This is a genomic window from Paenibacillus qinlingensis (assembly GCF_013204845.1).
GTDB classification, from domain to species: Bacteria; Bacillota; Bacilli; order Paenibacillales; family NBRC-103111; genus Paenibacillus_E; species Paenibacillus_E qinlingensis.
This window is the reverse complement of record NZ_JABMKY010000006.1, coordinates 262,417-285,953: the sequence shown is the minus strand read 5'-3', so window position 1 is coordinate 285,953 and position 23,537 is coordinate 262,417. Positions and strand designations below refer to the sequence as shown.

At 45.1% G+C, this 23,537-nt stretch carries 14 protein-coding genes; 2 read left to right on the top strand and 12 right to left on the bottom strand.

Annotated elements, in window-relative coordinates; genetic code table 11:
• Positions 1-57: 57 nt before the first annotated feature.
• From HQN88_RS14500 to HQN88_RS14485, 4 genes are all read right to left on the bottom strand, one after another.
• Entirely contained in the window at positions 58-2,862 is a 2,805-nt protein-coding gene (locus HQN88_RS14500; RefSeq protein ID WP_173112972.1) for a family 43 glycosylhydrolase, read from the bottom strand.
• Positions 2,863-3,609: 747 nt separating this feature from the next.
• Positions 3,610-4,662 (bottom strand): S-layer homology domain-containing protein, encoded by a 1,053-nt coding sequence (locus tag HQN88_RS14495; protein WP_173112969.1) that lies wholly within the window; start codon positions 4,660-4,662, stop codon positions 3,610-3,612.
• A 30-nt stretch (positions 4,663-4,692) separates the two neighbouring features.
• Positions 4,693-10,140, bottom strand: a complete 5,448-nt coding sequence (locus tag HQN88_RS14490) for a family 43 glycosylhydrolase (RefSeq protein WP_173112966.1) — start codon at positions 10,138-10,140, stop codon at positions 4,693-4,695.
• Between the two features lie 164 nt (positions 10,141-10,304).
• Positions 10,305-11,147 carry an AraC family transcriptional regulator gene (locus HQN88_RS14485; RefSeq protein ID WP_173112963.1) on the bottom strand — a complete coding sequence of 281 codons (843 nt, stop codon included), beginning with the start codon at positions 11,145-11,147 and terminating at the stop codon, positions 10,305-10,307.
• Positions 11,148-11,269: 122 nt separating this feature from the next.
• Between HQN88_RS14485 and HQN88_RS14480 the strand changes: the two genes are divergently transcribed.
• Positions 11,270-13,360, top strand: a complete 2,091-nt coding sequence (locus HQN88_RS14480) for a beta-galactosidase (RefSeq protein WP_173112960.1) — start codon at positions 11,270-11,272, stop codon at positions 13,358-13,360.
• An 89-nt stretch (positions 13,361-13,449) separates the two neighbouring features.
• Here the strand turns inward: HQN88_RS14480 and HQN88_RS38380 are convergent, their stop codons facing one another.
• The 5 genes from HQN88_RS38380 to HQN88_RS14455 all read right to left on the bottom strand — a co-directional run bounded on the left by HQN88_RS38380 (position 13,450) and on the right by HQN88_RS14455 (position 17,420).
• On the bottom strand, positions 13,450-14,313 hold the full coding sequence (locus HQN88_RS38380) for a helix-turn-helix domain-containing protein (RefSeq protein WP_173112957.1): 864 nt from the start codon (positions 14,311-14,313) through the stop codon (positions 13,450-13,452).
• Between the two features lie 37 nt (positions 14,314-14,350).
• Positions 14,351-14,572: a hypothetical protein gene (locus HQN88_RS14470; protein WP_173112954.1), complete on the bottom strand. Its 222-nt coding sequence runs from the start codon at positions 14,570-14,572 to the stop codon at positions 14,351-14,353.
• 39 nt (positions 14,573-14,611) lie between these two features.
• Positions 14,612-15,589, bottom strand: coding sequence for an aldo/keto reductase (locus HQN88_RS14465; RefSeq protein ID WP_173112951.1), 978 nt, complete (start codon positions 15,587-15,589; stop codon positions 14,612-14,614).
• Between the two features lie 4 nt (positions 15,590-15,593).
• A complete protein-coding gene (locus HQN88_RS14460; RefSeq protein WP_173112948.1) occupies positions 15,594-16,340 on the bottom strand; it encodes a phytanoyl-CoA dioxygenase family protein in 747 nt (248 codons plus the stop codon).
• 219 nt (positions 16,341-16,559) lie between these two features.
• Positions 16,560-17,420: a helix-turn-helix transcriptional regulator gene (locus HQN88_RS14455; RefSeq protein WP_173112945.1), complete on the bottom strand. Its 861-nt coding sequence runs from the start codon at positions 17,418-17,420 to the stop codon at positions 16,560-16,562.
• A 121-nt stretch (positions 17,421-17,541) separates the two neighbouring features.
• Between HQN88_RS14455 and HQN88_RS14450 the strand changes: the two genes are divergently transcribed.
• Complete coding sequence (locus tag HQN88_RS14450; protein ID WP_173112942.1) at positions 17,542-18,912, top strand: DUF455 family protein; 1,371 nt, start codon at positions 17,542-17,544, stop codon at positions 18,910-18,912.
• A 153-nt stretch (positions 18,913-19,065) separates the two neighbouring features.
• Here the strand turns inward: HQN88_RS14450 and HQN88_RS14445 are convergent, their stop codons facing one another.
• From HQN88_RS14445 to HQN88_RS14435, 3 genes are all read right to left on the bottom strand, one after another.
• Positions 19,066-20,283, bottom strand: a complete 1,218-nt coding sequence (locus tag HQN88_RS14445; protein ID WP_173112939.1) for a multidrug effflux MFS transporter — start codon at positions 20,281-20,283, stop codon at positions 19,066-19,068.
• A 93-nt stretch (positions 20,284-20,376) separates the two neighbouring features.
• On the bottom strand, positions 20,377-21,258 hold the full coding sequence (locus HQN88_RS14440) for a DMT family transporter (RefSeq protein WP_274319336.1): 882 nt from the start codon (positions 21,256-21,258) through the stop codon (positions 20,377-20,379).
• The gene (locus HQN88_RS14435) at positions 21,252-23,501 is read right to left on the bottom strand and encodes a hypothetical protein (protein ID WP_173112933.1); all 2,250 of its coding nucleotides are present in this window, start codon (positions 23,499-23,501) and stop codon (positions 21,252-21,254) included. The genes HQN88_RS14440 and HQN88_RS14435 overlap by 7 nt, the downstream gene beginning before the upstream one ends.
• Positions 23,502-23,537 lie beyond the last annotated feature (36 nt).

The window sequence follows — 23,537 nt, the reverse complement described above, 5'->3', positions numbered from 1 at the left end:
AAAGGGGCAGATCTCATGGATCTGCCCCTCTCTGTAACGCGCTGAACCTAGTCTATGTTATTGAATAATAGCTCTTGCTAGTGCCGCTAGATCGACAATATCAATGACACCATCATGGTTCAAATCTAACTTCTGTATTTGCCCCCAATTCGGACTGGATGCGGAGAGGCCATAGCTGAAGGCTAGAATAGCAAGATCGCCAATACTTACTTTGCCATCAGCATTAACATCCGGCGAGTTTGGCGTTCCGCCTCCTGTTACTTGTACGTTAAACGCGATAGGTGCCAATAAGGTCTCTACACCTTTTGAATTGGCAATTCGCACTGGAGAAATAGATAAGCTTGTATTGTCTGTCGCTTTAAGTGCTTTCCAATGCAGCGTTAACAAATCCCCATCAGTGATTACTGTATTCGCTGCGCCAAGACTAGCCAGCAGGATATGTGCTTGCCCTGGAGCTACCTTTTTAAATCCAAGAACAGCAAGACCTTCCTTCTTAGAAACCGCCGATTCAAGGTCAAGTTTATCCGCATCATAGTTAATGAGCAGGTCCTGAGCGTAAATCGCGTCTTCTGCTCTACTCGGTACATGAGTCAAGCCATACGTCATCTCGAATTGTTGACCAACTTGAATGGCCGTCGCACCCGACAATTCCCCCGCTACTTCGTTCGTTTCGATAACATTCGGCACATCTGCCTTGTACATCGTTAGATAGTCCATATTCACATTACCAATTGAACTATTATCAATGCGATAACTGATGACGTTTTTCCCTTGTTGCAAGCTCAATCGTTGCGAATCGGTAAACCATTCATCCCAGCTTATCGCTGTTTTATCGGGTGCAATTGATTTTACATATTTGCCGTTAACATAGACATTCACTTTGGCTCTGCCAGGCAATTGCGTTGTCGGATTATTGTTAGATTCCCCATTCACTTGAACCCCATAGGCATAACGTGTACCAACGATATAATCACCGGTTTCCTGTGCCTGTACGACGAAACTAGCTTCAGCTCCAGATGTTGTCGGCAAATGAATATATCCTGTACCTTGATAGTTGGCATGTGTAGTGTCCGAAGTAATATCACCGTAACGAATCGCATTTTCAGCTTGATACATATCTCCTTGACCAGGATCTCCAGAAGGTAGGTCTTGCCATTCATTAGGTGAAACGGGCTGGCCAAAGTTAGGTGTTCCATCTGGATGCCAATCGAATTTCTTGATATTCACTTCACGCCACCAATTGCGTCCTGTATCTTTGTACACGCGTGAATGATAGATCATCCAATCTTCCGTGCCGTCAGCAGACTTCACAAATCCTGCTCTAGCAGGACCCGATACTTCACTCGTTGCTACGAAAACATCATTCGTGCGCGACCATGAACTCGCATTCAATATATTCCCATCGGTGTTCATAAAATAGGACAACCGATAGCCATTGGACGCGTAATCACCTTCTGACATGGTGATAAATACTTTGCCGTCTTTTTGTAACACACGTGGACCTTCCCCGCCTCCGCCTGGTAAGAAGGAGCGATCTACTGAAATCGTATACGGATTATCCATGGGTGCGATAGCGGGTCCAATCGGTTCACCTGCACCTAACGTTCCCCACACGGCGTACAATTGCCCTTGATGCTCAAAGACTGTAAAGTCATTCGCCTGCTTATTAACACCATTCTCACCGGCATAAATCGCCCCTTTATCTATGAATGGGCTTTGCGGATCCGAAGTGGTCGATTCCAAAACCGTAGCCATATGCTGATAGCCGTAATCCTGACGATCTGCACAATAGTAGATGTACCATTTGCCATTAAAGAAAAAGATTTCGGGTGCGAAAATACGCGTTTGTGACCCGAGTGAATCAAATACAAGTACCTTTTCACCTTGATCAGTCAGTGTGCGCGATTTGGATACATACACTTTATTGTTGGAGTCCAAGTTGCTCGAAGATACGAAATAATAATAACCGTCATGATACGTGACGAAAGGATCCTGCCCTTGATAAAGCGGGTTGTTAAACTTGTTAAATACCGTCTTGCTTGTGACGCCCATTTCTTTCATAAAAGCGGATCTGGCAACGGATACGTTTTGGATCGCTTGCGAGAGCAGCGCTACCTTTTCATCATCAGTCATAGCTTGGGAATCAATCGTGTTTAGCGTTGTCTCGGCAGTAACCTTTGTTGCTCGAAGGTCATTTAAAGCACCAGGGGTTACTTCGCCTGCAAAGTTGCCCGTCAAATAATCAATCTTTTGTATTTCTGCTGTCAAATCATCTTTCTTGGAGGGGAGGATATGATCAGAAGGCAGATACAGCGCTGATTCGGGTACGACTTCTCTGCGTTGACTTGCGCTTTCCCACTCCATGCGCAGCCAGGATCCGCCCCAGCCTTGCAGATATTCAACTTTGATATCATAATGCTTGCCTGCTTCTAACGAAATGGCAACACTGTCCTGCGGGACATCCCATGTTTGTTGCCAGAAGTCAATAATCTTCTCGCCGTTAATCCATAATCGGAAACCATCATCGCCTACCATATGGAACGTGTAGTCTTCTGTAAATTGGGGGACAATGGTTCCAGTAAATCGCGCTGTATTATAATCGGGGGTTCCCGACAGTTGGTTAAAAATACTTGTAAATGAATCCCCATTTAGATTAGCAACAGCTCGTTCTCCACGAAAGTTATCGAAATTAAACACCGTTATATCTTGTCGATCATTTGGATTTTTCTCACATTTGTAGAAATCTCCCATTAATCCATGACCATCCGAAGTTGGATCTGCTGCACGAACGTTCAAAGGTACGTTTACTGTGCCGGTGACAAGGATGCAGGCCATGAGTATGCCGATGATTGCTTTTTTCATTTGTTGCTCCTCCTACGTTCTCGTATTCATTTCTATGGATACATACTAATGAAACATCTGATTGGATTGCTAAACTTGCCTACCTTGTTCCTCCTTCATCCATACTTAACATCTGCTTTAAACTTAGCATATTTATCCAAATTTAGATTTGTAATATCCCGCTCTTTTGTTCAAATTTCTTCCTTTAATTCAGCCACAGCCTCTACTTCTATCTCTATCTCTATCTCTATCTCTATCTCTATCTCTATCTCTATCTCTATCTCTATCTATATCTCTATCTCTATCTCCAACTCCAACTCCAACTCTACCTCACCCTCTTCCTCTTCCTCTTCCTCTTCCTCTTCCTCTTCCTCTTCCTCTTCCTCTATCTACCTCTACCTCTACCTCTACCTCTACCTCTAGCAAACAACCTCCCCCCGCCGCCCCGCCTCAAACAAATTAGATGGATTTTATGTGGCTATTTTTGCTGATTCTCTCGATTTGAAAGCAATAGATGGATTTCATACAGTTAATTTCTGCTAAATTCTACCTTATGGCAAATCTGGGTGAAATTAGATGTGCTTTTTCCATCTATTCACTAAATCAAAGGTAAATCAGAAGAATTAACTGTATATTTTACATTTCATCGAAAACTAGCTGCTCACAACCCATACATCTCCCACCATCACGCCATGCTAAGTTTGAAATGAGCTTCGCATACGACGAAAAAAGGCCTCCAGGGTTCGTACCCTGAAGGCCTTCTCTGTACTACTTCTTTGGCAATAAGTCTGGCGTCTTCAAAATGTTATACATCAGCATCGCTGCTTGCGCACGATTTGTTGAATCTTTCGGGTGGATCCCATCCCCGTATCCGTGAACCAGACCCAATTTGACCAAACTGGATACGCTGTTTAGCGCATAGTCTGAGATATCCGCGACATCGTTGAACGGTTGTAAAGCAGCTGCGTCTTGTTGACTAGCTAGTTTCGTAACTTTAGCCAAAGCCCGCTCAGTAAGTACCATCATGTCTTCTCTGGTTACAGAAGATTGTGGATGGAAGAAATTGCTCTCATCTCCTTCTACGATCCCCAAATCTCTGGCTGTGTTAATAGCTTCCTCGTAGTATTTCCCTTGCTCCACATCCGCAAAGCGTGCTCCCGCAGATCCCTTCAGATTCAGCGCTCTCATCAATAGAACAACATAGTCTGCACGCGAAACAGGAAGTTCTGGGCTAAATACGCGATCGCCAGTACCGTTTACAACACCTTTGCCCGCTAAGTAGGCTATCGCATCTTCCGCCCAGCTGAAGTCACTTAAATCATCAAACGGCTGCGAGCTGTCGATGTGGAATTCAGCCTTGGCATCTGGTTGCTGATTGGTACTAGCAAGGTGTGAATCGACGGATTTCACTTTGCTTAGTGACATTTCAGCTTTTCCTTGACCAATCGCCTCGAACACCAATGTGTACAACGTTTGATCGCCACTATCTCCAGCCACTTTCCCGACCCGCGTATGAGCCAGCTGAATGTGGTTATCCTTCACGACATAAGGAACGGAAAAGCCTGAAATTTGCGTCGTAGCGGTTTTCAAAGTAAGTAGTGATGGGTCAAAATCCACATTCAATTCATACGCGTAAAGATCATTCAACTCGTGTCCTTTGATGAGCACTTCGACTTTCTCTCCCTTGGAAGGATTTGGGTTTGAAAGTGTAAGTGTGTAAGAAGGCGTTGTCGTTTCTGTTGCCGCAAATGCACTAGGAAGTACAGCACTTGTCGTAGTAATTAGCATTAGACAACCTACAAACCATTTATGAAATTTCATGTCGATATACATCCTCCCTTACAGTTATCCTTATTGCATGATTTCACTAGCAACAATGGAAAGATCTTCGATATCTACTTTGTTATCCTTATTAATATCTGCTTTCATAGCATCTGCATCCCAATCGGCATCGCCTTGCTGTTTACCATAAGAAGCCGCTACCATCGCTAAATCACCGATTGTAACACCAGCACTTCCGTTGATGTCCGTATGATAGACAGGTGGACCCGATGGCTGTAAAAGCTCAAGAATAAGTCTGTCGATCTCAGCAAAATTTGTCTTCTTGGTTAACTTAATCGTGTTCAAACCTTGATTCAACGTGATCGTGATCGCAGATGGATTATAACGCCCCCATCCGAATTGTTTGTAATCAATGACTTGATTGGCTCCATCATTAACGGAAACATCTTGTTGAGCGATAACCGTACCTCCGGTTCCATTGGCAGCCATAACCGTCATTTGATAAGCGCCTGCTTTCTCAACATTTACTTGAAATAAGATATAGTCGCTTCCAGCCGTGTCCACATGACCAGCCACCTTGCCGCCAGAAGCTTCGTCGGAATTGTTAATTCTCACCGTACCTCCAAGAATCGCATCTTCCGCTTCATAGTTGTACATGGGGATTGACGGTGTACCAGATGGCTCCTGAATCAAAGCCCCATAAGCAACCGGCGTGCCGAAATTTGGCGTGCCATCCAGATTCCAAGTGAACTTCTGAGCACGAACGGAACGATTCGCCCAGCTTCCGCCCGATTTAAGATCCGCGTGATAGACAATCCAATCTTCTAAACCATCCGGCGACTTCGTAAATGAGTTATGTCCAGGACCGAATGCTCCCGCGGATTTGCTGAATACGGAACCTGACTTCATCCACGAAGCTGGATTAAGGACATTTCCATCCGTATTGGTCAGCATGCCTAAATTGTAATTATCTGTCCAACTGCCGCTTGCCGAATACACAATAAAGATTTTATCTTCCTTGATCAGAACTTCCGGAGCTTCATTAATCGTTGGTGTGCCATCAAGCTCCCAAGCTTGATCAGGTGAAGATAGCAACACGCGAGGTCCGCTGATCGTCCAGGGATTGCTCATCGGTGCGATATAAATCTTTTGACTCACATTCGTATCGCCTTCCCAACCAGACCATACGAAGTACATAGAATTGTCGCTTTTCACTAAGACAGTGCCATCAATAGCCCATTTGTCTGTGGCATCGGCTATCTTACCTTTCATCGTATAGCTGCCTTGAGCATCATTCGTATCGCTTTCGAGCACATACATGCGGTGATTATTATTGTTACCGTCATCTGCTGCAAAATAGATGTACCATTTGCCATTGATGTTCTGAATCTCAGGCGCCCATAACCCTTTGGAATACATGAGTCCACTAGGCGGAGTATAGACCGTAACACGAGGCTCGATGCCAATATCTTGCAGACGTTTCGCTTTCACGACTTGAATCGCAGCATCATTTTCCGATTTCACATAATAATAGTAGCCATCTTTGAAAACTACGCTCGGATCCGCCGAACCAGCACCGCTTGAGACAGGTACGATGGGGTTCTTGAACGTGCCGCTATCCGTCACCGTAATGATAGATGAGGCTGTTTTCCCACCAGCTGCCGTGACTGTAATCGTCGCAGTTCCTTTGTTGATCCCTTTCACATTACCGCTCGTATCCACTTGTACAGTGCCTGTGTGACTGGAACTCCACGTAAGCAGTTGGTTGGAAGCATCTCCAGGTGAGATGGTTGCTGTCAGCTTTTTCGTTTCATCTACTTTCAGCGTTAATGCTGAAGCATCTAAGGAAACGGACGTTACACTTTTCCCAGCATAAATAGCTGTTACTGCTTGTTTGGTTAGCTGGGTATGTGACCATTTAACATGTAAACTAGCATTACCGCTTGCGTGAACATACTCGACTTTAACCGGATACTTTTCTCCAGCTGTTAGGGCAATCGTACTGCTTATTTCCTCTTTGGTGCTGCTTGTTTTGTTAACGACCAACGTGTCGCCGATCCACACTCTAGCCACATTATCGCTATCCACATAAATCGTATGCGTCCCAGAATTCGTCGGCTGCACGGTTCCCACCCAGCGCGTGGAGAAATGATCCTCACCAATGCCTACGGTTGGGTCTGGCGAACCTGTGCCCTTCTCATTTCCAAGATCGAAATCAATCTTCGGTGTGAAAGATGTTTTAGCTAATGTTGTAAAATTCTCATCCTTAAAATAGCTCACGTTAAACACGGGCAGCGTATTGAAAGCTGTTCCTGTTAATGCCTTAATGTCGTTCACATCCCACGGGTGCCCGTCTGGATAAGTGATCCCGTGGAATGGCATCGTCGGCTCAGACGTCAATGGATTCGTATCCGATCCCCAAGGAAAGCGAGTGTTATCTCGACCGATACCGAATTCCCACATAACGAAACCGATATCTTTTTGACCATAGTGTTCCACAATACCTGTTACCGTTTGTGTCGATCTGTTCATTGCTTCATCCGCAAGAATTCCCTTGCTGACTCCGTAAGGTGTCGGATAATCGGACTCATACGGATGCCAAGTAATGAAGTCTGACGTAGGATCACCGCTAAATTGGCCACCTGTTGAGGATACAGGATGATTGGTATCGATTTCTTTGATCCAAATACGTGCATCGTTCATAATCTGCTTCGTAATTTGATCCATAAGTCCACTCTCGCCATTGCTCGGCTCATTATAAATGTTCCAGAAAGCAATACGTGAATCATTCTTATGTGCACCGACAATTCCTTGCACATACGCTTTCAATGCGGCTTTATTCGCTGCATAGTTGGATTTAACTGCATCCCCTGGACCTTCTACCCAACGACTGTTATGCGCACCGTAAAGTGGAGCTAATTGTGGCCCCATGACCGGATTGTCATTCCAACAATCATCGAAAAAGGCAAGTTCTACTTTGATACCGTGTTTGTCGGCTAGTTGCAAGAAATCTTCCAGATTGGCTAACAATCTCACACTATCGTTTTCCCACAACAAGTTATGTACGAATACCCGCACAAAGTTGATGCCGTACAATTCCGCATAGCCTAATTCGCGATCGTTAATATCGTGATCATATTCGTTCCATTGCTGAATCTGATTCACAACGTTCGTTGGTACGAAAACTGCGCCTTGCACCCAAGACCAGTCGTACGTAGGCATCTGAACTTCACCTAAATCTTTGACATTAATATTGTCATAGCTTGTTGCAACGTAATGTGCTCTAACACCAATCGCCCCAGTTGTATAGGTTGTATCAACCGCACTTACGATAAGCTCGTTATTGATATAAATATCAATATGGCTGCCGACCGCTTTAACCTTCATGCGATAGACGACATTTTGCGAAACTGGGTAAATAATCGATGCGAGCTCTTTCCAGTTATTATTCAGTCTCCCCAACTGCACACGCCCATTTGAGGTAAGTCCCGCATAATAACCTTTCATGTTATCTCCGCCATTGCTCGGATTCGTAACTCGGAAAATTAAGCCTGCATTATCATTATTCACACCGTTTTTCAACGTAATGTCGGCCTCATATTCAAAGTTGTCGAAAGAAGTACCCGCAGCAACGGATTTAAAACCTGGACCTTTATCCGTTATTTGATAAGCCTTGTTCGCAACATTCCATGTTCCTTCATAATTCGCCCAGCCATTCGCATTGTCATCGTTAAAATCATCTGAGAATGTATGACTGACTAGCGTGAAGGTCGCACTCTGAACCGAGGAGTCGAGCATGCCATTTTTAGTTGCCATAGCTTTCACCGTCGTTGTTGCTGTCAACGTGATTGGACCGTCATAAACAGGTGATGCCGATGTAGGCGTGCTGTTATCGGTTGTGTAGTGAATGTCGGCACCGACAGTCGGAGTCGATATGGTGACGATTTGCGAACTAGGGAATGTACCCGAATTCGGATTAATAACCGGTGCTGCCACAGGCAGTACAACAGGAGTTAATTGCTTCAATGAAACATTGTCATAAGAAACCTGTAGATTCTCATTCCATGCTCTCAGCCCAACTGTCCCCACCGCATACGTTGCATCTGTAAAATCGTAGGCCAACACGTCATTTACGTAGATGTAAAAATGCGTTCCAAGTGCAATCACTTTCAAGTGATTGTAGTCATTCGACTTGACGCCGCTTACCACTACTGAAGCTATTTCTGACCATGCGCCCGTCGCTCCCGTTGCGCTCATCTTTCCGATTTGAAGCTTCCCGGCAGCATTCATACCGGCGTAATAAGCATTCATTTTATCCACACCATCCGCCGGTGCCGTTGCTCGGAAAACCACCCCGCTATTGGAAGACACGGCTTCCTGTGGGTTCATATCGACTTCAAAAACAAAATCTTGGTAAACACCCTCCACGACGGACTTGGCCCCTCTTGGATTAACAGCCACATAGTTATAAACACTTTGCGTTACGGACCATGAGGTTTGGACCGGTTGGCCCAAATAATTCGTCCAGCCCTCCGCATTACCATCGTTAAAATCATCCGTAAATGCTGGTGTACTATCCGCAATAACATAGGAAGACGTCACCACATTCGAGACCATTTCGCCTGCTTTTTCTGCATAAGCTTTGATGATTACATCCGATGTCACCACGATTGGTGAGGTATAGATGGCGGAAGAAGCATTCGGCAGTGTGCCATCCAGCGTATATCGGATGGTTGCCCCTGCGGTTGGCGTTGTGAGCGAAACATGCTGTTCGCTGTTGTAAACGCCTGAGGATGTACCAAACACCGGAACAGCTGTCTCCGAAGCCGCATACTCTTTGACCTCGAGATTATCAAAGTTCGTTGTCCCCCACCATGTTCGAAGACCAATAGAGCCAGCGGAAGTAATTTGTTTGCCGTCATTATCAACAAAGTCAATCTTCGGCGTTATCATATCATCGACAAACACTTGAATGTGATTGCCCACCGCGACAACTTTCATATGACCGCTGCTATAAGGATAGGAGACACTCGTCAATTCCTTATATTCGTTGCCGCCAGCACCAACAACCCTGGAGAGCATAAGTTTTTTGTCTACACGCAGTGCAGCGAAATAACCATTATACCCATCCGCCACGTCACCAGCCGGCGAAGTGACGCGAAATAATAACCCCGATTGATCTGAATTAATGCCGGAGACTTGGAGGTCTGCTTCATACACGAGATCTTTGAAATTAGTAGTCTGAAATACCGTTTTAGAGCCTGGGGAACCAGTCGTTCTATACTGATTCGCGGCATTGACTGTCCAAGACCCTCTGTTCCCTGCATTATCGGACCCATAGGTTGTCCATCCGCCTGCATTTCCATCATTGAAATCCTCCCTAAACACAGGCAATGGATCCCCCGTTGCTGCTGATACGGATGCAGCAGGCAATAACGTAATTGTCATACATAACAGCAGCATATACGCCCAAGCTTGTCGAATCTGTTTGCGATGAAAAGCCATTACACGTTTCAACCGATTTCCTCCCTCTACAATCAACAATGTCATTCATGCTTATCCTTATTTTGACTGATGAACACTTTCATGTATTTAGATTATTTGGCATTCCTTTATACTTTTCCGACAATTCGCAAAAAAAGCCCAACCATTTCATGCTGTGGTTGGGCGAAACCTGATCATCACTTGCCGAGATGCAGTTTCCGGTATTCGGTTGGCGTCACACCTTCCTGCTGAAGGAACCTTCTATTGAAATAGCTTGTCTGTATATAGCCAATTTCTTCCCCAATCGATTTCACGGTGCGCTCTGGATTCGAAAGCAACAACTGCTTCGCGTTCTGAATACGGCATACGGTCATATACGTAAGCGGGGTCATACCCGTTATTTGATGGAAAAGCCTACAAAAATAAAAAGCGCTTGTTTTAGCCCGATCTGCCCATTCCTCGAGAACAAAGGGCTGCGCTGCCTTTTGCTGCATTTCACCCAAGATTCCCTTAATGCGATCCATCCGTTCATAGGATTTCCGTGAAGTAAATGGAACCGCCCCCATCATCCACTCCGTGATGGCTAGATAGGTCAGGGCTGAGACCTGATTTTTATTCTGAAGCCATGGGCCTTCCAAAGCTTCCAATACACGATGCATCGCATCGCTTAGTTCATGCATCGAACCACTGAACGACCATAATGGCGTACGATGAAAGCCTTTTTCCGTCATATACGTCAGAAGTCCTTCTCCATAGATATGCATCCACCGTACCTCCCAAGGATCCGATCCACTGCTCTCATATTTCTGTTCTTCTCCAGGAAAAAATAGGAAGCAATCCCCTGCCTTAACTTCATAAACCTGATCTTGGAGCGTTACGGTCCCTTGTCCAGATAGGATGATATGGAGGTTAAAATACATCAACTCGCCCTTGAGACGAATTGCACTATGATTGGGATCTTCATTATACCAACCACAAGATTCCGGAAAGCAGAAATAAGGATTATTCGGCAATTGGGCAATGAACATCTGTCTTCGCATAGTTCCCCCTAAAATAGCAATATTGTATTATGAGAAGCAATATTTCATTATATTCAATTTAATAATAATTGCATAAAATAGCAATAAGGTATTATTTTAAATGAAGAAAGCGGGTATGTTCGATGTTAAATAAGGATAAAAGTTACAAAACTCACCAGTTCCAATATGGCGTTTGCTATTATCCGGAGCATTGGGAGCGCTCTCTATGGGACGATGATTTTCGCAGAATGAAGGAGCTCGGCTTCAATGTGGTTCGTATGGGTGAAACGGCTTGGAATATTTTCGAACCCGAAGAAGGTCGCTACAGCTTTGATATGTTTGACGAGGCTATCCAATTATGTGCGAAGCATGATCTGAAAGTTATTATGGGAACACCTACCTATGCGCCACCTGCTTGGCTAACTTCTGCCTATCCTGAGGTGCTCCGCGCCGATTTCAACGGTCAATTGATGCAGCACGGCTCACGGAGACATTACAACTATACATCGCCAAAATATTTGGATCTATGCAGCAAAATCGTAACCGAGATGGCTGAGCATTATGGAAGCAACCCTTATATTATCGGGTGGCAAATCGACAATGAACTCAACTGTCATATGAGTGTTTCCTTTGCTGAAGCTGATCATATCGCTTTCCGCCAGTGGTGTCAGGAACGTTATGTATCACTTGATACCTTAAATGATGCATGGGGGACAGCATTCTGGGCACAGACTTACACGGACTGGCAGCAAGTGTATCTCCCACGGCCGACCGCTACCTATCATAATCCTGGGCATTTGCTTGATTTCTATCGGTTTACGTCCGACTCCACCATTGCCTTCGCCGAGCTTCAATCCCGTATTCTGAAAGATAAGGCGCCGGGGCAATTCGTCACGCATAATGGTCTCTTCTCTAATATCGATAATCAGAAGTTGACAGAAACGGCGCTAGATTTCATGTCTTATGATTCCTATCCTTCCTTCGCCTTGGCTAACACGAAAGAGCCTAGCCATTTCCGCGACCGGTGGTGGAGCCAAAGTCTTGGCCGTGTCCGTGGCATGTCATCCAAGTTCTTGGTTCTTGAGCAGCAATCAGGGCCAGGTGGTCAATCTGGATCTGTTCTGCTTGGGGGCATGGATTATCTCCAGTTCACACCAAAGCCAGGCCAAATGCGCTTGTGGACCTACCAATCCATAGCACATGGTGCTGATGGCATTCTATATTTCCGTTGGCGCACCTGTCCGTACGGTTCAGAAACGCTTTGGCATGGGTTGAATGATTACGGCAATCAGCCGAATCGTCGCTTGAAGGAAGCTGAGCAAATCGGAAGAGAAATTAGACTCGCCGAGGAAGCGATCCTTGAGAGCTGTGTAGATGCGCAAATCGCGATTCTTTCCGACTATGACAATGACAGCAACAACCATATCGACCGCTACATCGGTAATTCTCAAGGAAGTCATGTAGGCGCTATATTTCGTGGTTTGACAGAGAAGCACTGGACCGTAGATAGCTTATCTGTCCGTCATCTACATACCGAAGAAAGCGTCCAACGGTATGATGTTGTCTTCTATCCAAACGCTCAATTATTGGAACCGAAAGATGTGCAGCAGTTGCAAGCGTACGCAGAACAAGGCGGGACTGTAGTACTTGGTCCACGCAGCGGGTACAAGGATCGTTCCAACCGTGCTTATATGCTGCCTTTTCCAGGCATCGTAAGGGAACTGTGCGGTCTTGAAGTGTCCGAATACACTATGGTTTCCAGCGAGAAACCTTCTTACGTCCGTTTCGTGGATACAGGAGAAAAGCAGTCTAGCGAGAGGATGGAAGCGCCCGTATTTAACGAGATTCTTAAACCCGAACATCCGCAAGCTGAAGTATTGGCAACGTATACTGAAGATTATTACAAAGATAAGCCTGCTATCATCCGTGTACCTGTCGGTACAGGCAGTGTCATTTATTGCGGCAGCCTATTCACCATTGAACTCGTGCAAGCCATTATGCAGCATGTAGCTTCAGCTCCTAAGAGCAAGCAGCGTGTGACAGCTCCCAAAGAGCTTGAAATCGTTTCACGCAGAGGACACGGAGGTCAGCCACTTGATTTCATCTTGAACTATACGAGTGAGACGCAGACGTTAGACATTCATGAGACGGGCACTGACAGGCTAAGCGGACAATCGTTTCAAGGGGAAACTACGATTGCCCCCTATGGTGTCATGCTGCTCCAATATAAATAGACATATTGACAACCTGATGTGCAAGAAGCCAGCAAACTCTTCCGTTTGCTGGCTTCCTTTTATGATCGTAGAACTCTCATGCAGAAAAGTTAAACTTCATTCTCCTGTGTGTGATAATACGACTGTCTTGTTTGACGTACCTGCTCTCTGTACTTGCCAGGATTGACGCCAAACCTCTTGACGAATTGGTGGCTCAGGTAAGAAGCATCCCCCAGCCCGCATGCAGAAGCGATATCTGTCAGACTATCGTTGCCGTTCTCTAGCATTCCCTTGGCTTTCTTAAGTCGAAGCTCACGTATCATCTGCATCGGGTTCATCTGATATTCTTCCATGAAAATTTTATCCAAATAGTTCGTATTTAAATGCAAGAGATGGGCTAATGTTTTTCTCGTCACTTTCTCATGAAAAGACGTATGAATATAAGAGATGACCTTCTCTAAACGTTCACCGTTTCTGCCTGCCTGGACATTGCGATGAACACGACCGTTCTGATCCCAGCTCTCCAATAATAAATGCACAACTTGCATGCCAATAGCTGATATTTCTATTTCCCGGAAGGGAGAGTCCTTCTTCTGCCAAGCTGCCAAAAGTTTGTAAAAAATGGCGGAGTATGCCGCTGGATCTATCATTGTCATGACTTCCGTTAAGGGATATAAACGGAACAAATCAACCTGATAGCTGTTTCTCACATCGATTAACATCCAAAGGTGAAGACCGGGCGTAGCTGATTTCTCAGCGAAAGGCATTCCTGGGGCGTGCAGCATGACCTGTCCAGCCCTCGCCGTTTGCGACTTGCTGCCGTCTTCTACGTCCACTTGTCCTTCCACGATAAAGCTGACAACCCAGTACGGATATATTAGGTTCTGTATATCGATGGCCTTATAGAAGGCTTCCTCCACTTGGTATAAGCGAATATGCCAGTATTCGTCCATCAATCCTTTGGGATCCTTCACCTAGCTCACTCCTAACCATCACTTTCAAGCTTTGCTTTTATGAAAGCTTCTCACTTACATATTGCCGTATTTGTTCGGAATTATCAAACCCCATCCATTTCCCTTCGATGATGGCTGCAGGTTGCTGCCGACAACCGATGCATTGGCTTTGACACCGCTCTAAACGAACCTCGTGAGCTTGCTCCACCAATTCTCGTAAGACGTGGCCGTATTCAAACTGCTGAAAATTTCTAATACAGCATAGGACCTGCTTTCCCATGATTATATCCCCCTCTCTTATCATAAGGACGTTCTAGTTCTACCAATACTTGGTGTCGTAAAAATTGCGAATCCAGCGATGCTTCGTGCGGAGTGTATGGAATATCTCGTCGGAAAGGGGCTCTGTCTGAAGCACCTGAAAATTATCGTCAGCATGCGCTGGGATATGCATAGATACCAAAGCCGAAGTAACGGCAGGCGAGTGCAGCACAAACTTAATCGCAAGTTGAGCAAGTGTCCTTGTTTCTTCATCCAAATACGGACGAAGTCGATCCACTTTCGCCATATATTGGGATCGTGGCACATTTTCAAAAAATGTTTTACGAAAGTCATGATCTGCAAATACGGTTGATTCTGTTAAAAAACCTGTTAAACCGCCTTCATCAAGTACACATCTTGCGAAGAAAGCAACACCGTGTTGTTCACAAAGGGGTAATAAACAGTCCAATGCAAGCGGATCAAAGATATTGAGAATGGTTTGTATCGAATCGATAGCTCCACTCGCCACCAACGCTAACGCTGTATCATGCCTATGATCGGTGATGGATATGCCAATTGTTCGAATCTTGCCAGCCTCTTTGGCCCGAATCAGTTCTTCCATCCAATAGTCGGCTTTCTCCCAACCAGCCCAATACTGATGCATTTGCATGTAATCAATCGTTTCTACACCTAATGTTCGCAGTGACTCCTCAATATCAGAGGTAATGCACCCCTTGGGGAAGCATTCCTCCACAGGAGTAGGCATCCCCCAAGAATAACCAGGTCCACGAGGGCGTATTTTCGAAGCGATGAAAGGGCGATCGCCCTTCCATTGCTTTAATGACTTGCCGATAAGCTCTTCTGATGCCCCATAGCCGCGAGCCGTATCGATGAAATTCACACCTTTGTCCAAACTGTGCAACACGGCATGAATTAACTCGTTCTCATCATGAGCACCGAAAGCGCCTCCGAGGCCCATCGCGCCAAAACCAAGCCTAGAGATGGAATCCCCCGTAGCCGGGAAGATACTATATTTCATAGGACTAGACCTCCTCTTTGGATAGAAAGCGCTCATAGACTGCTTTCCCATTCTGTGAAATGATCGGTCCATTCTTATACTCAGCGCCGGATTTTGGGTCTGTAGAGCCTTCTACTGAATATTGAATCACATAAGCTTTGCGTGTATCCTTACTTCGGTTCGGCGTACTCCGGTGGAACAACAACGAGTGGAATACGACCATACTTCCCTTTTTCAAAGGTACTGGTGTCCCCTGAACGTCCCCATAGTAACACAACCAACCGATGTCCGTTTTCACATGTTCCACAAAGCCCTTATGATGCGAGCCCTCTTGGATCCAAATGCAACCATTCTCAAGCGTCGCGTCTTCAAGTGCAAGCCAACAGGTTACATAATGCATCGGCTCAATTGGTGCATAGCCATTATCCTGGTGCCATGGAAAATCTCGTTTGGCTTCTGGTCGTTTATAAACCGATTGATCCCAATACAAACGAATGTCTGGTCCAAGAATTGACGTAGTAATATCTACGAAACGATCATCAGCCGTAAACTGCTGTAGTTCAGGCCTCATAAAGTTTAATCCACTAGTAAAATTGATCTGATTCGGTATGTTGTTAAACCCTTGTCCAGCTTCACTTAGACGACGCTCGGATTCCTCATCCAAACCATCAATGATGGTGCGTACGCGATCCATTTCTTCATTTGAGAATAAATTTTCGAAAATGATAAACCCTTTTTCTTGGTATTGTTGCAGCTGTTCTTGAGTTAACATGCTTTATTCGCTCCCTTGTTAGTAAGTATTCTTACAATGCAATCATCTAACAATTGGCCCCCCTTCACAATTTGCAGGCTACACTATTTCATTGTGTTTTTTACTCTTTTTGAGGTATAGAGTGACATATAGCGCGAGACATTATGAATACATAGCAAAAAGCGCAGCTCTGCACAGGCAGAAACTACGTTTTTATTTTTACAGGATTAACAGGCGCTATTACGATTCTAATACTTGCAATCTAAATTGGTAAGGAGTAATGCCCATATGTTTCTTAAAGGTATAAATAAAATGCGATGACGTAGTCATTCCTACCTGCAAAGCAATAAATTCCATCGAATAATCGGTATTCTGAAGTAGTAAACACGCTTCTCTCAAGCGTTTGACCGTCACGTAATCCGACAACGTACTCCCCGTATTTCGTTTAAACAAATGGGACAAATAATACGATGAAATGTGCAAGTCAGCAGCAAGATCCCCCAGCCGGAAACTCTCACGATAATTCTTGTCTAACCATGCCATCGCTTCTTCCACTAAAGCAATTTTGCGAGATGTCCCCTTCGCCCGATCCTGTATATTCTTCTCCATAATGACTCGTAGTTTACGGAGTATGGTAATAAACGTTAGAGCAACCGCTTCTATTTGGTTTTTTGTTACATTTTCATACAAATCATGTTGCAAAAACGCAAATTCTTGCTCGATCTCACTAACCTCGAACGATTGCACGGGGAGAACGTCTTTCCATAACCGTAAGAATAACGTGTGCAGTTCAGGAAAAACAGCCAAATACGGTTGGAATACTAAGGGTTCAATCACCATGATAGTTCGAATATAGGGCTCATTACTGCGCACATTAGCATGAATCCGATGTAATTGATAAGGCTGAAAACAATATAACGTTCGCGAGGACAAGGGAATAAGCTTGTTATCCATAATAATATGGCCATCTCCTTGCTCAACATAGAGAAATTCCAATCCTTGATGGGCATGGAACATCGCATAGCCATTCTCATCCATGGTAATATTTCGATGTGTGAACAGAAACGAGTTATGACATAGCACATTATCAATCAGTTTCACTCGGCACCTTCTATCTCAAAAAAAGCAATATATCGATATTTTATCATAAATACGGGAAACTTTATTACCTTCATTTTCCTTACAATGAACATATAGATTCACACTATGGGAGGTAAGGTATATGAATGAACATCGTGACGTTAATGTGATGGACACCGATTTCGTTATGAAAGTAAGCTCTCACCAGGAAGGCAGATACTATCGGCCGAAGGATACAGCACATGCCTTAGTTGCGCTATTCTGGTTAGAGTTCGAGCTTTCCCGCGCTGTATTTGGCTGGTTGCCTGCTGTCAAAGAATTTGAGTCCAAGTCGCAGCTAGGCCGTTTTGGCTATTTGCATAATCAACATGCCAAGTATCTCTTTCATCGGATATCAGAGTTACCAGGTCCCTCAATAGAGAAACAAAACTGCCCTAGCCTCGTACGAGAAGCTTTGGAGAGAGTCACGCTTGCTCCATCCGAACAATCCTTTGTGACTGGGTATCTTATTCTTTTACAACATCTCTATAACGAATATGAGAAATTACAGTATCAACTGGATCCCATTCTCGATGCTCCAACCTTAGATATCTTGCGAGTTTGTATGCTTGATCGTCAAGATTTGTTCAAATGGGCACATGATCACATCTACTTTGCAGGGAGTGATCATGCTCAGCTTACACACCAAACATCAGAATGGCGGCACTATGTCAATCAAGTCTTGCAGATATATGTTTACGCCACTCAGAACGAAACTGCCTCACTGAACTGGCCCGTTCCTCCTGCTTACGAAGCGGCAGGGCCTGTCCCTACGGATTCTGCCTGGAATGAAGAGAGATTCCCGATCCACGTTTTCGATAGCAAATATAAGACAACTTATGCAGATCCAAGCATGTCGCCACTTCACGACAGTATTAAACAAATGCATTACATTAATGCCACCGAAATGGGCGCAGCTGAGTCCTTATGTTATTTGTACTATGGCGTTCAGCATATGCCTAAGCCATTCTTTTTTGATCTTGCCCGACATCTTTGGGATGAAATCCGCCACTGCCAAATGGGTGTTCGTCGGTTGGAGCAAATGGGCTACAAGACGTCGCAATTCAAATATTTCAAAGGCTCACCTGGGAAGGGATTAACCGATCTTGCAGCGGAGTGGTTCCCCGATATGTATGCTGGTTTGACCATGGTTGCCGAGCCATGCTCGTTTATTAAGAAACGCAAGAGCGCGGAACAATTCTGGAAATTCGGTGATGCGTTATCCGCCATTCAATGTGAATTTGATATGGCGGACGAACGCATGCATGTCGACTTTGGCAAGATCTGGGGGCCAGAGTTGTATAAGCAAATCAACGATTTAATAACAGCTGCCGAAATGTCTGAACGCTCTCGTTTGCGCAGGATTGAACAACTAGGTGCAGCTGCTTCCCCAGAAGAAGCCAAGAAAATTGCCAAAAACTTTCCGGGCTTCTGCGGGCTTTCTACCGTTGAGTTAAATTACACAACTTACTAATGAAGAAATTTCTATCAAAGTACTTCGAGGAGAACAGACTACGTTTTACAAGTAGTTTTATATGAAATAAAGACGGAGCCCGCAAACTCGCGGCGCTCCGTCTTTATTATTGCAAAAATATCTGCATTACAAATGGAAATATTATACATTTTATTAAATCTTATTTCCCTCAACTGGCTGTTTCGACCCTTTTTTCACTAAGAGGAAGTAAGACAGCATCGCGGCAGCACTCGTGGTTAAAATAATAACCCCTAATGGCACAGCCGTGTGTTCACCGGCAATACCGACTAGCGGAGAAACGACCGCTCCGAGCAAAAAGGGAATGACCCCCATCAACGCAGCTGCGCTGCCAGCCATATGTCCTTGGCTCTCCATCGCAAGCGGAAAAGCTGCCGTGGATGTAATACCGATGGATGCTACGAAGAAAACGAGCGGAATCACGAGTGCATACAGCGGCCCATGAAAAATGGCCACCAATAAGACGGCAATGCTCGCAGCACCCGCGAGCCATAGACCGAGCAGCAAGAAGAATTGCTCCGACACTCGGTGAGCCATTCGACCGACCAACTGTGAACCGATAATCAAGGTGATACCATTGGATCCGAACAACAGGGCAAATACCGTAGGCGAAACCCCATAAATATTTTGATAGATAAAAGGTGTACCCGACACGTAAGCGAATACCCCCGCAATCATGACCCCTTGTGCGAGCATATAGCCCGTAAATGAGCGATCGCGCAAAAGCGATCCATAGTTGCGAAGTTGCTGGACAAAATTGCTAGGACTACGGCGCTCGACAGGCAGCGTTTCTTTGAGACTCCATTTGGTCATGGCAAGGAGGAACATCCCCAACAACGCCAAAGCAATAAAGACGCCAATCCAGCTCGATAGTGATAGAACACCGCTTCCTGCCACGGGCGCCACAAGTGGGCCCAAGTTCCCAACAAGCAAGAGTAACGAGAAAAATTTGGTAAGCTCGTGGCCGCTAAACATGTCACGCGCAATTGCCCGGGAAATGACAATACCCGCTGACGCAACAAACCCCTGCACGAGTCGAGCAAAAATCAACAGCCAGATGCTCGGCGCGATCGCGCAAGCTATGGATGCTACAACATAAAGAGCCATGGAAATAAGCAGCGGTTTACGCCTGCCGTAGACATCGCTGAGTGACCCCATAACCACTTGGCCGACACCCAGTCCAAGCAAACACGCGGTTAGGCTGAGCTGGACAAGGGAAGCTGTTGTACCGAATTTCTCCACAATCTGAGGAAAGGCTGGTAAATACATATCGATGGTAAAAGGGCCAAGTGTCGAAAATAAACCGAGCAGCAGTGCTAGTCTGACGGCATGCTGATTGTTCTTGTTTGTCATAATATGAGTTTCTCCTATACTCCCATTCCATATTCGGAACTTTTCTCTGTATTTGGTTACACCATAACATAACTGTATTGTTTCTGACAACAGTTAATTATTACGCATGGATGTTCTCATTTTCATCGAGGTTACCAGTGACACACCAATAACGAGGATGGCGGAACCGATCATTTGAGCCAAGTTAACTCTAGTTCCCACTAACAAAAATCCAACAAGCATAGCGATGAATGGTTCTAAATTAATATAGTTAGCTGCCCGGCTTGCCCCAACGACCTTCACCTGGTAAGCCCAAATCAGCGAACATATCGCCTGTATGACCACCGCTGAGATTAAGAGTAATCCCCAAGCCCAGACTTGCCCACTAACATGAAAGATAGGTTCATACACCATAACGACAGGATACAGCAAGCAGGTCCCGAGCAATGTGCTATATACCGTAATTACAAAAGGATCTAGCCTCTCCGCTATTCTTCTGGTTTGGATGATAGAGATGCTAAAGGCAATCATCGATATGAAAATCAAACCTATTTCCATGTTCAAATGAATGCCTTTCCCAAAGCCAATCACCAAATAAACACCGATTAACGCTAGGATAGAGCCTGCGGCTACTCGCACGGTGAGCGCTTCTTTCAGAAAAAAAGCCGCTAGAATAGCGGTAGTAATAGGGACTAACGCGATGATTAAAGCAGCAGTAGTCGCATCTGTTTCTCTTAATCCGATAAAAAAGGTACTATGATGGATAAGTACGGCTGTGATCCCTAACGGCAATAATTGTTTCCAATCCTTCAGGTTGACCCGGACTAATTTCCTTGTTACCAGCCCGTAAATCAGTAAAACGATAATGGATAATGTCAATCGTAACGCGGCCAGCAACAAAGGAGAAAACTCCTTAGAAAGCATGGAAGCGAACACAAAATTACTTCCCCAAAGGGTTACACAACATAAGAGCAATCCGTCTGCCCGCTTCAACACGTCAACTCCAATTCGCCTTCTGCCACACGCTCAATACGTAGCGCATGGTGCAAGCCAATGCCATATCCGGATGAAGCCAAATCTTTGCCGACTACCTCAAAGATAAGTGTATGTTTACCTTTATTTAGTGATAATTGAGCAAGGGAAATTCGCTTAACGGGTATCGCATACTCTGTATCACAATATTGGTTAACTGGATCGCCAATAGCCATACCGTCTATATACACTTGAACGATTCCCCTATCCCTTCCCATTGTATAATCCGCAAACAGTTTAACCTTACCTGTGTTGTTAGGCCAATGGAAAACCATTTCAACAAATTGCCCCGCCGCAGAAGCTTTACAAACCCGACCTTTACCAATATGTTGCTCTGGCTCGAATGGAAGTCCCCCTGTATGCCAAGGGAATAAACTTTGAACCTCATACAAATACAAGGAAGATTCCGTATCGTACTTTGCTTCTTGCACGTAGGATTCCGCCTCAGGCCAAGAACGCTCTACGACTTTCGCAGCTATATCTTCTGGAAATGGAAACAGCAGTCTGGCTCCAAAAGAAAGAAAATTAATGCTATTCAACTGCGAGCGCAATGAAAAAGGCAAAGCATAACTATGAGGACGATCGCCATAGCTTCCTGTTGTTGTTCGAACATAGACAGCTTCACCTTTTACATGATGCCAGCTAGCCAGTTCACTATCTGGATTCACCGACTCATTCCGGTCAAAAGTCTGATCGCAATTGGCCCAATAGCAGATTCGATAGGTTTGGCCAGTTTGCAACTCGAATGGCAATCCGATGCCCTCTTCCATCTGCTCCCTCTTAATCAGCAACGTTCGGTCCTTCTCAGGATCAGGCCTCCAATCGGAAACAAGATCATCCGGAGGCAACAATCGGCTTACCCGAATAGGGAATTGGTCCGGAACGGAGAAGCCCTCTGCGAGACTATCCCTGAATTGAACATTCTGCAAGGAAGGGCCCATTACATGGAAGAAAGTACTGAACATCAATTGATTTCCTGCTGCAGGCTCACCGTCATACACTTTAGCCATTTTTAAATACGCTTTGCGCTGGAAAATCCCCGACATGGCGGCGTATTTGACCTCCATTTCAGACAAACTACGCAAGAATGGCGTGATGTCCGCACCTGCTTTGTACAGATACACCAGAGCAATCATGCTGCAAACGATACAGACGATATCATGGGATTGATATCTCCGTTCATTCATTGGATTTTCCGCCCCATCATAAAACCATCTGCCATCCGTCTCCCACTCCCGAATCATATACCATAACAAGCCGCGTGCGTACTCTAACAATTGGCCTTTTATCACGGGATCAGATTCGTAGTAACCCGTTTTGGCGACAGCCATAGCGACTAAAGCAACAACGTTATCCGTAGCGTCTACAACTGGATTCCCTTCCGAACTACCCGTAGGATTATACTCGGTCCAATAATAAACGCGGCCATTCCAAATCCCTTTGTGAAACCCGTATCGGGGAATTTGGTTTATGACAAACGATCTTGCGTCCTCCAGATAATGTCGTATCCCTGTTCGCTCATACATATTGATGTGGAGGGAGGCAATAGCTGCACAAACGTGGTGATCGGGCTCATGAAGATGCCAATTGTAGCCGTACCCGTCCAACCACTCCCAATCGAACACATAATCCCACCCTCCAGCCCACTCGGGACGTGGGTGGAACTCATTCGGATAGAACTGCTCCACAAATTCATTCGTTCCATCTTCTTTCCAACGCGTATATCGGAGAAAGGCGAGTAGTTCTTCACTACGGCGCCAAAACTGTTGATCCTCGGTTAATACGTAAGCAGGCAAATATTCCTGCAAAACAAAATCATGCATGCGTCTTGGATAGTAACGGTTGCTGTAGGTGAGGGTTTGCCTATCGTGACCTGTCATGAATGGCTTATAGGGCATAGCTTCATCCTTGACTAAACGTTCTTGGACAGTCGTTCCTATGACATTCGAGACGACTGGCGTTTCCGCTTCCCTTTGAAGCGCGTCATGTACCACTTGGAACGTCACAAGCTTTTCTTCCATCTCCGTCAAACCAAAGAAAAACGAACGAAACAATGGAATCGTCCATAAATTATGAGGAGATGGTTGTAATTGGAGTTCAGGCAGCTTGTTCCAAAATTCCTCTGGTGATAGAACCTCATTGATATCTTCCACGTCGAAAACTAAATAGGGTTCGCCAAATGCGTTCTTTAATCGTGAACTATTCATTCCCTCGCCTCCACAATACAGATCAAATAAAACACA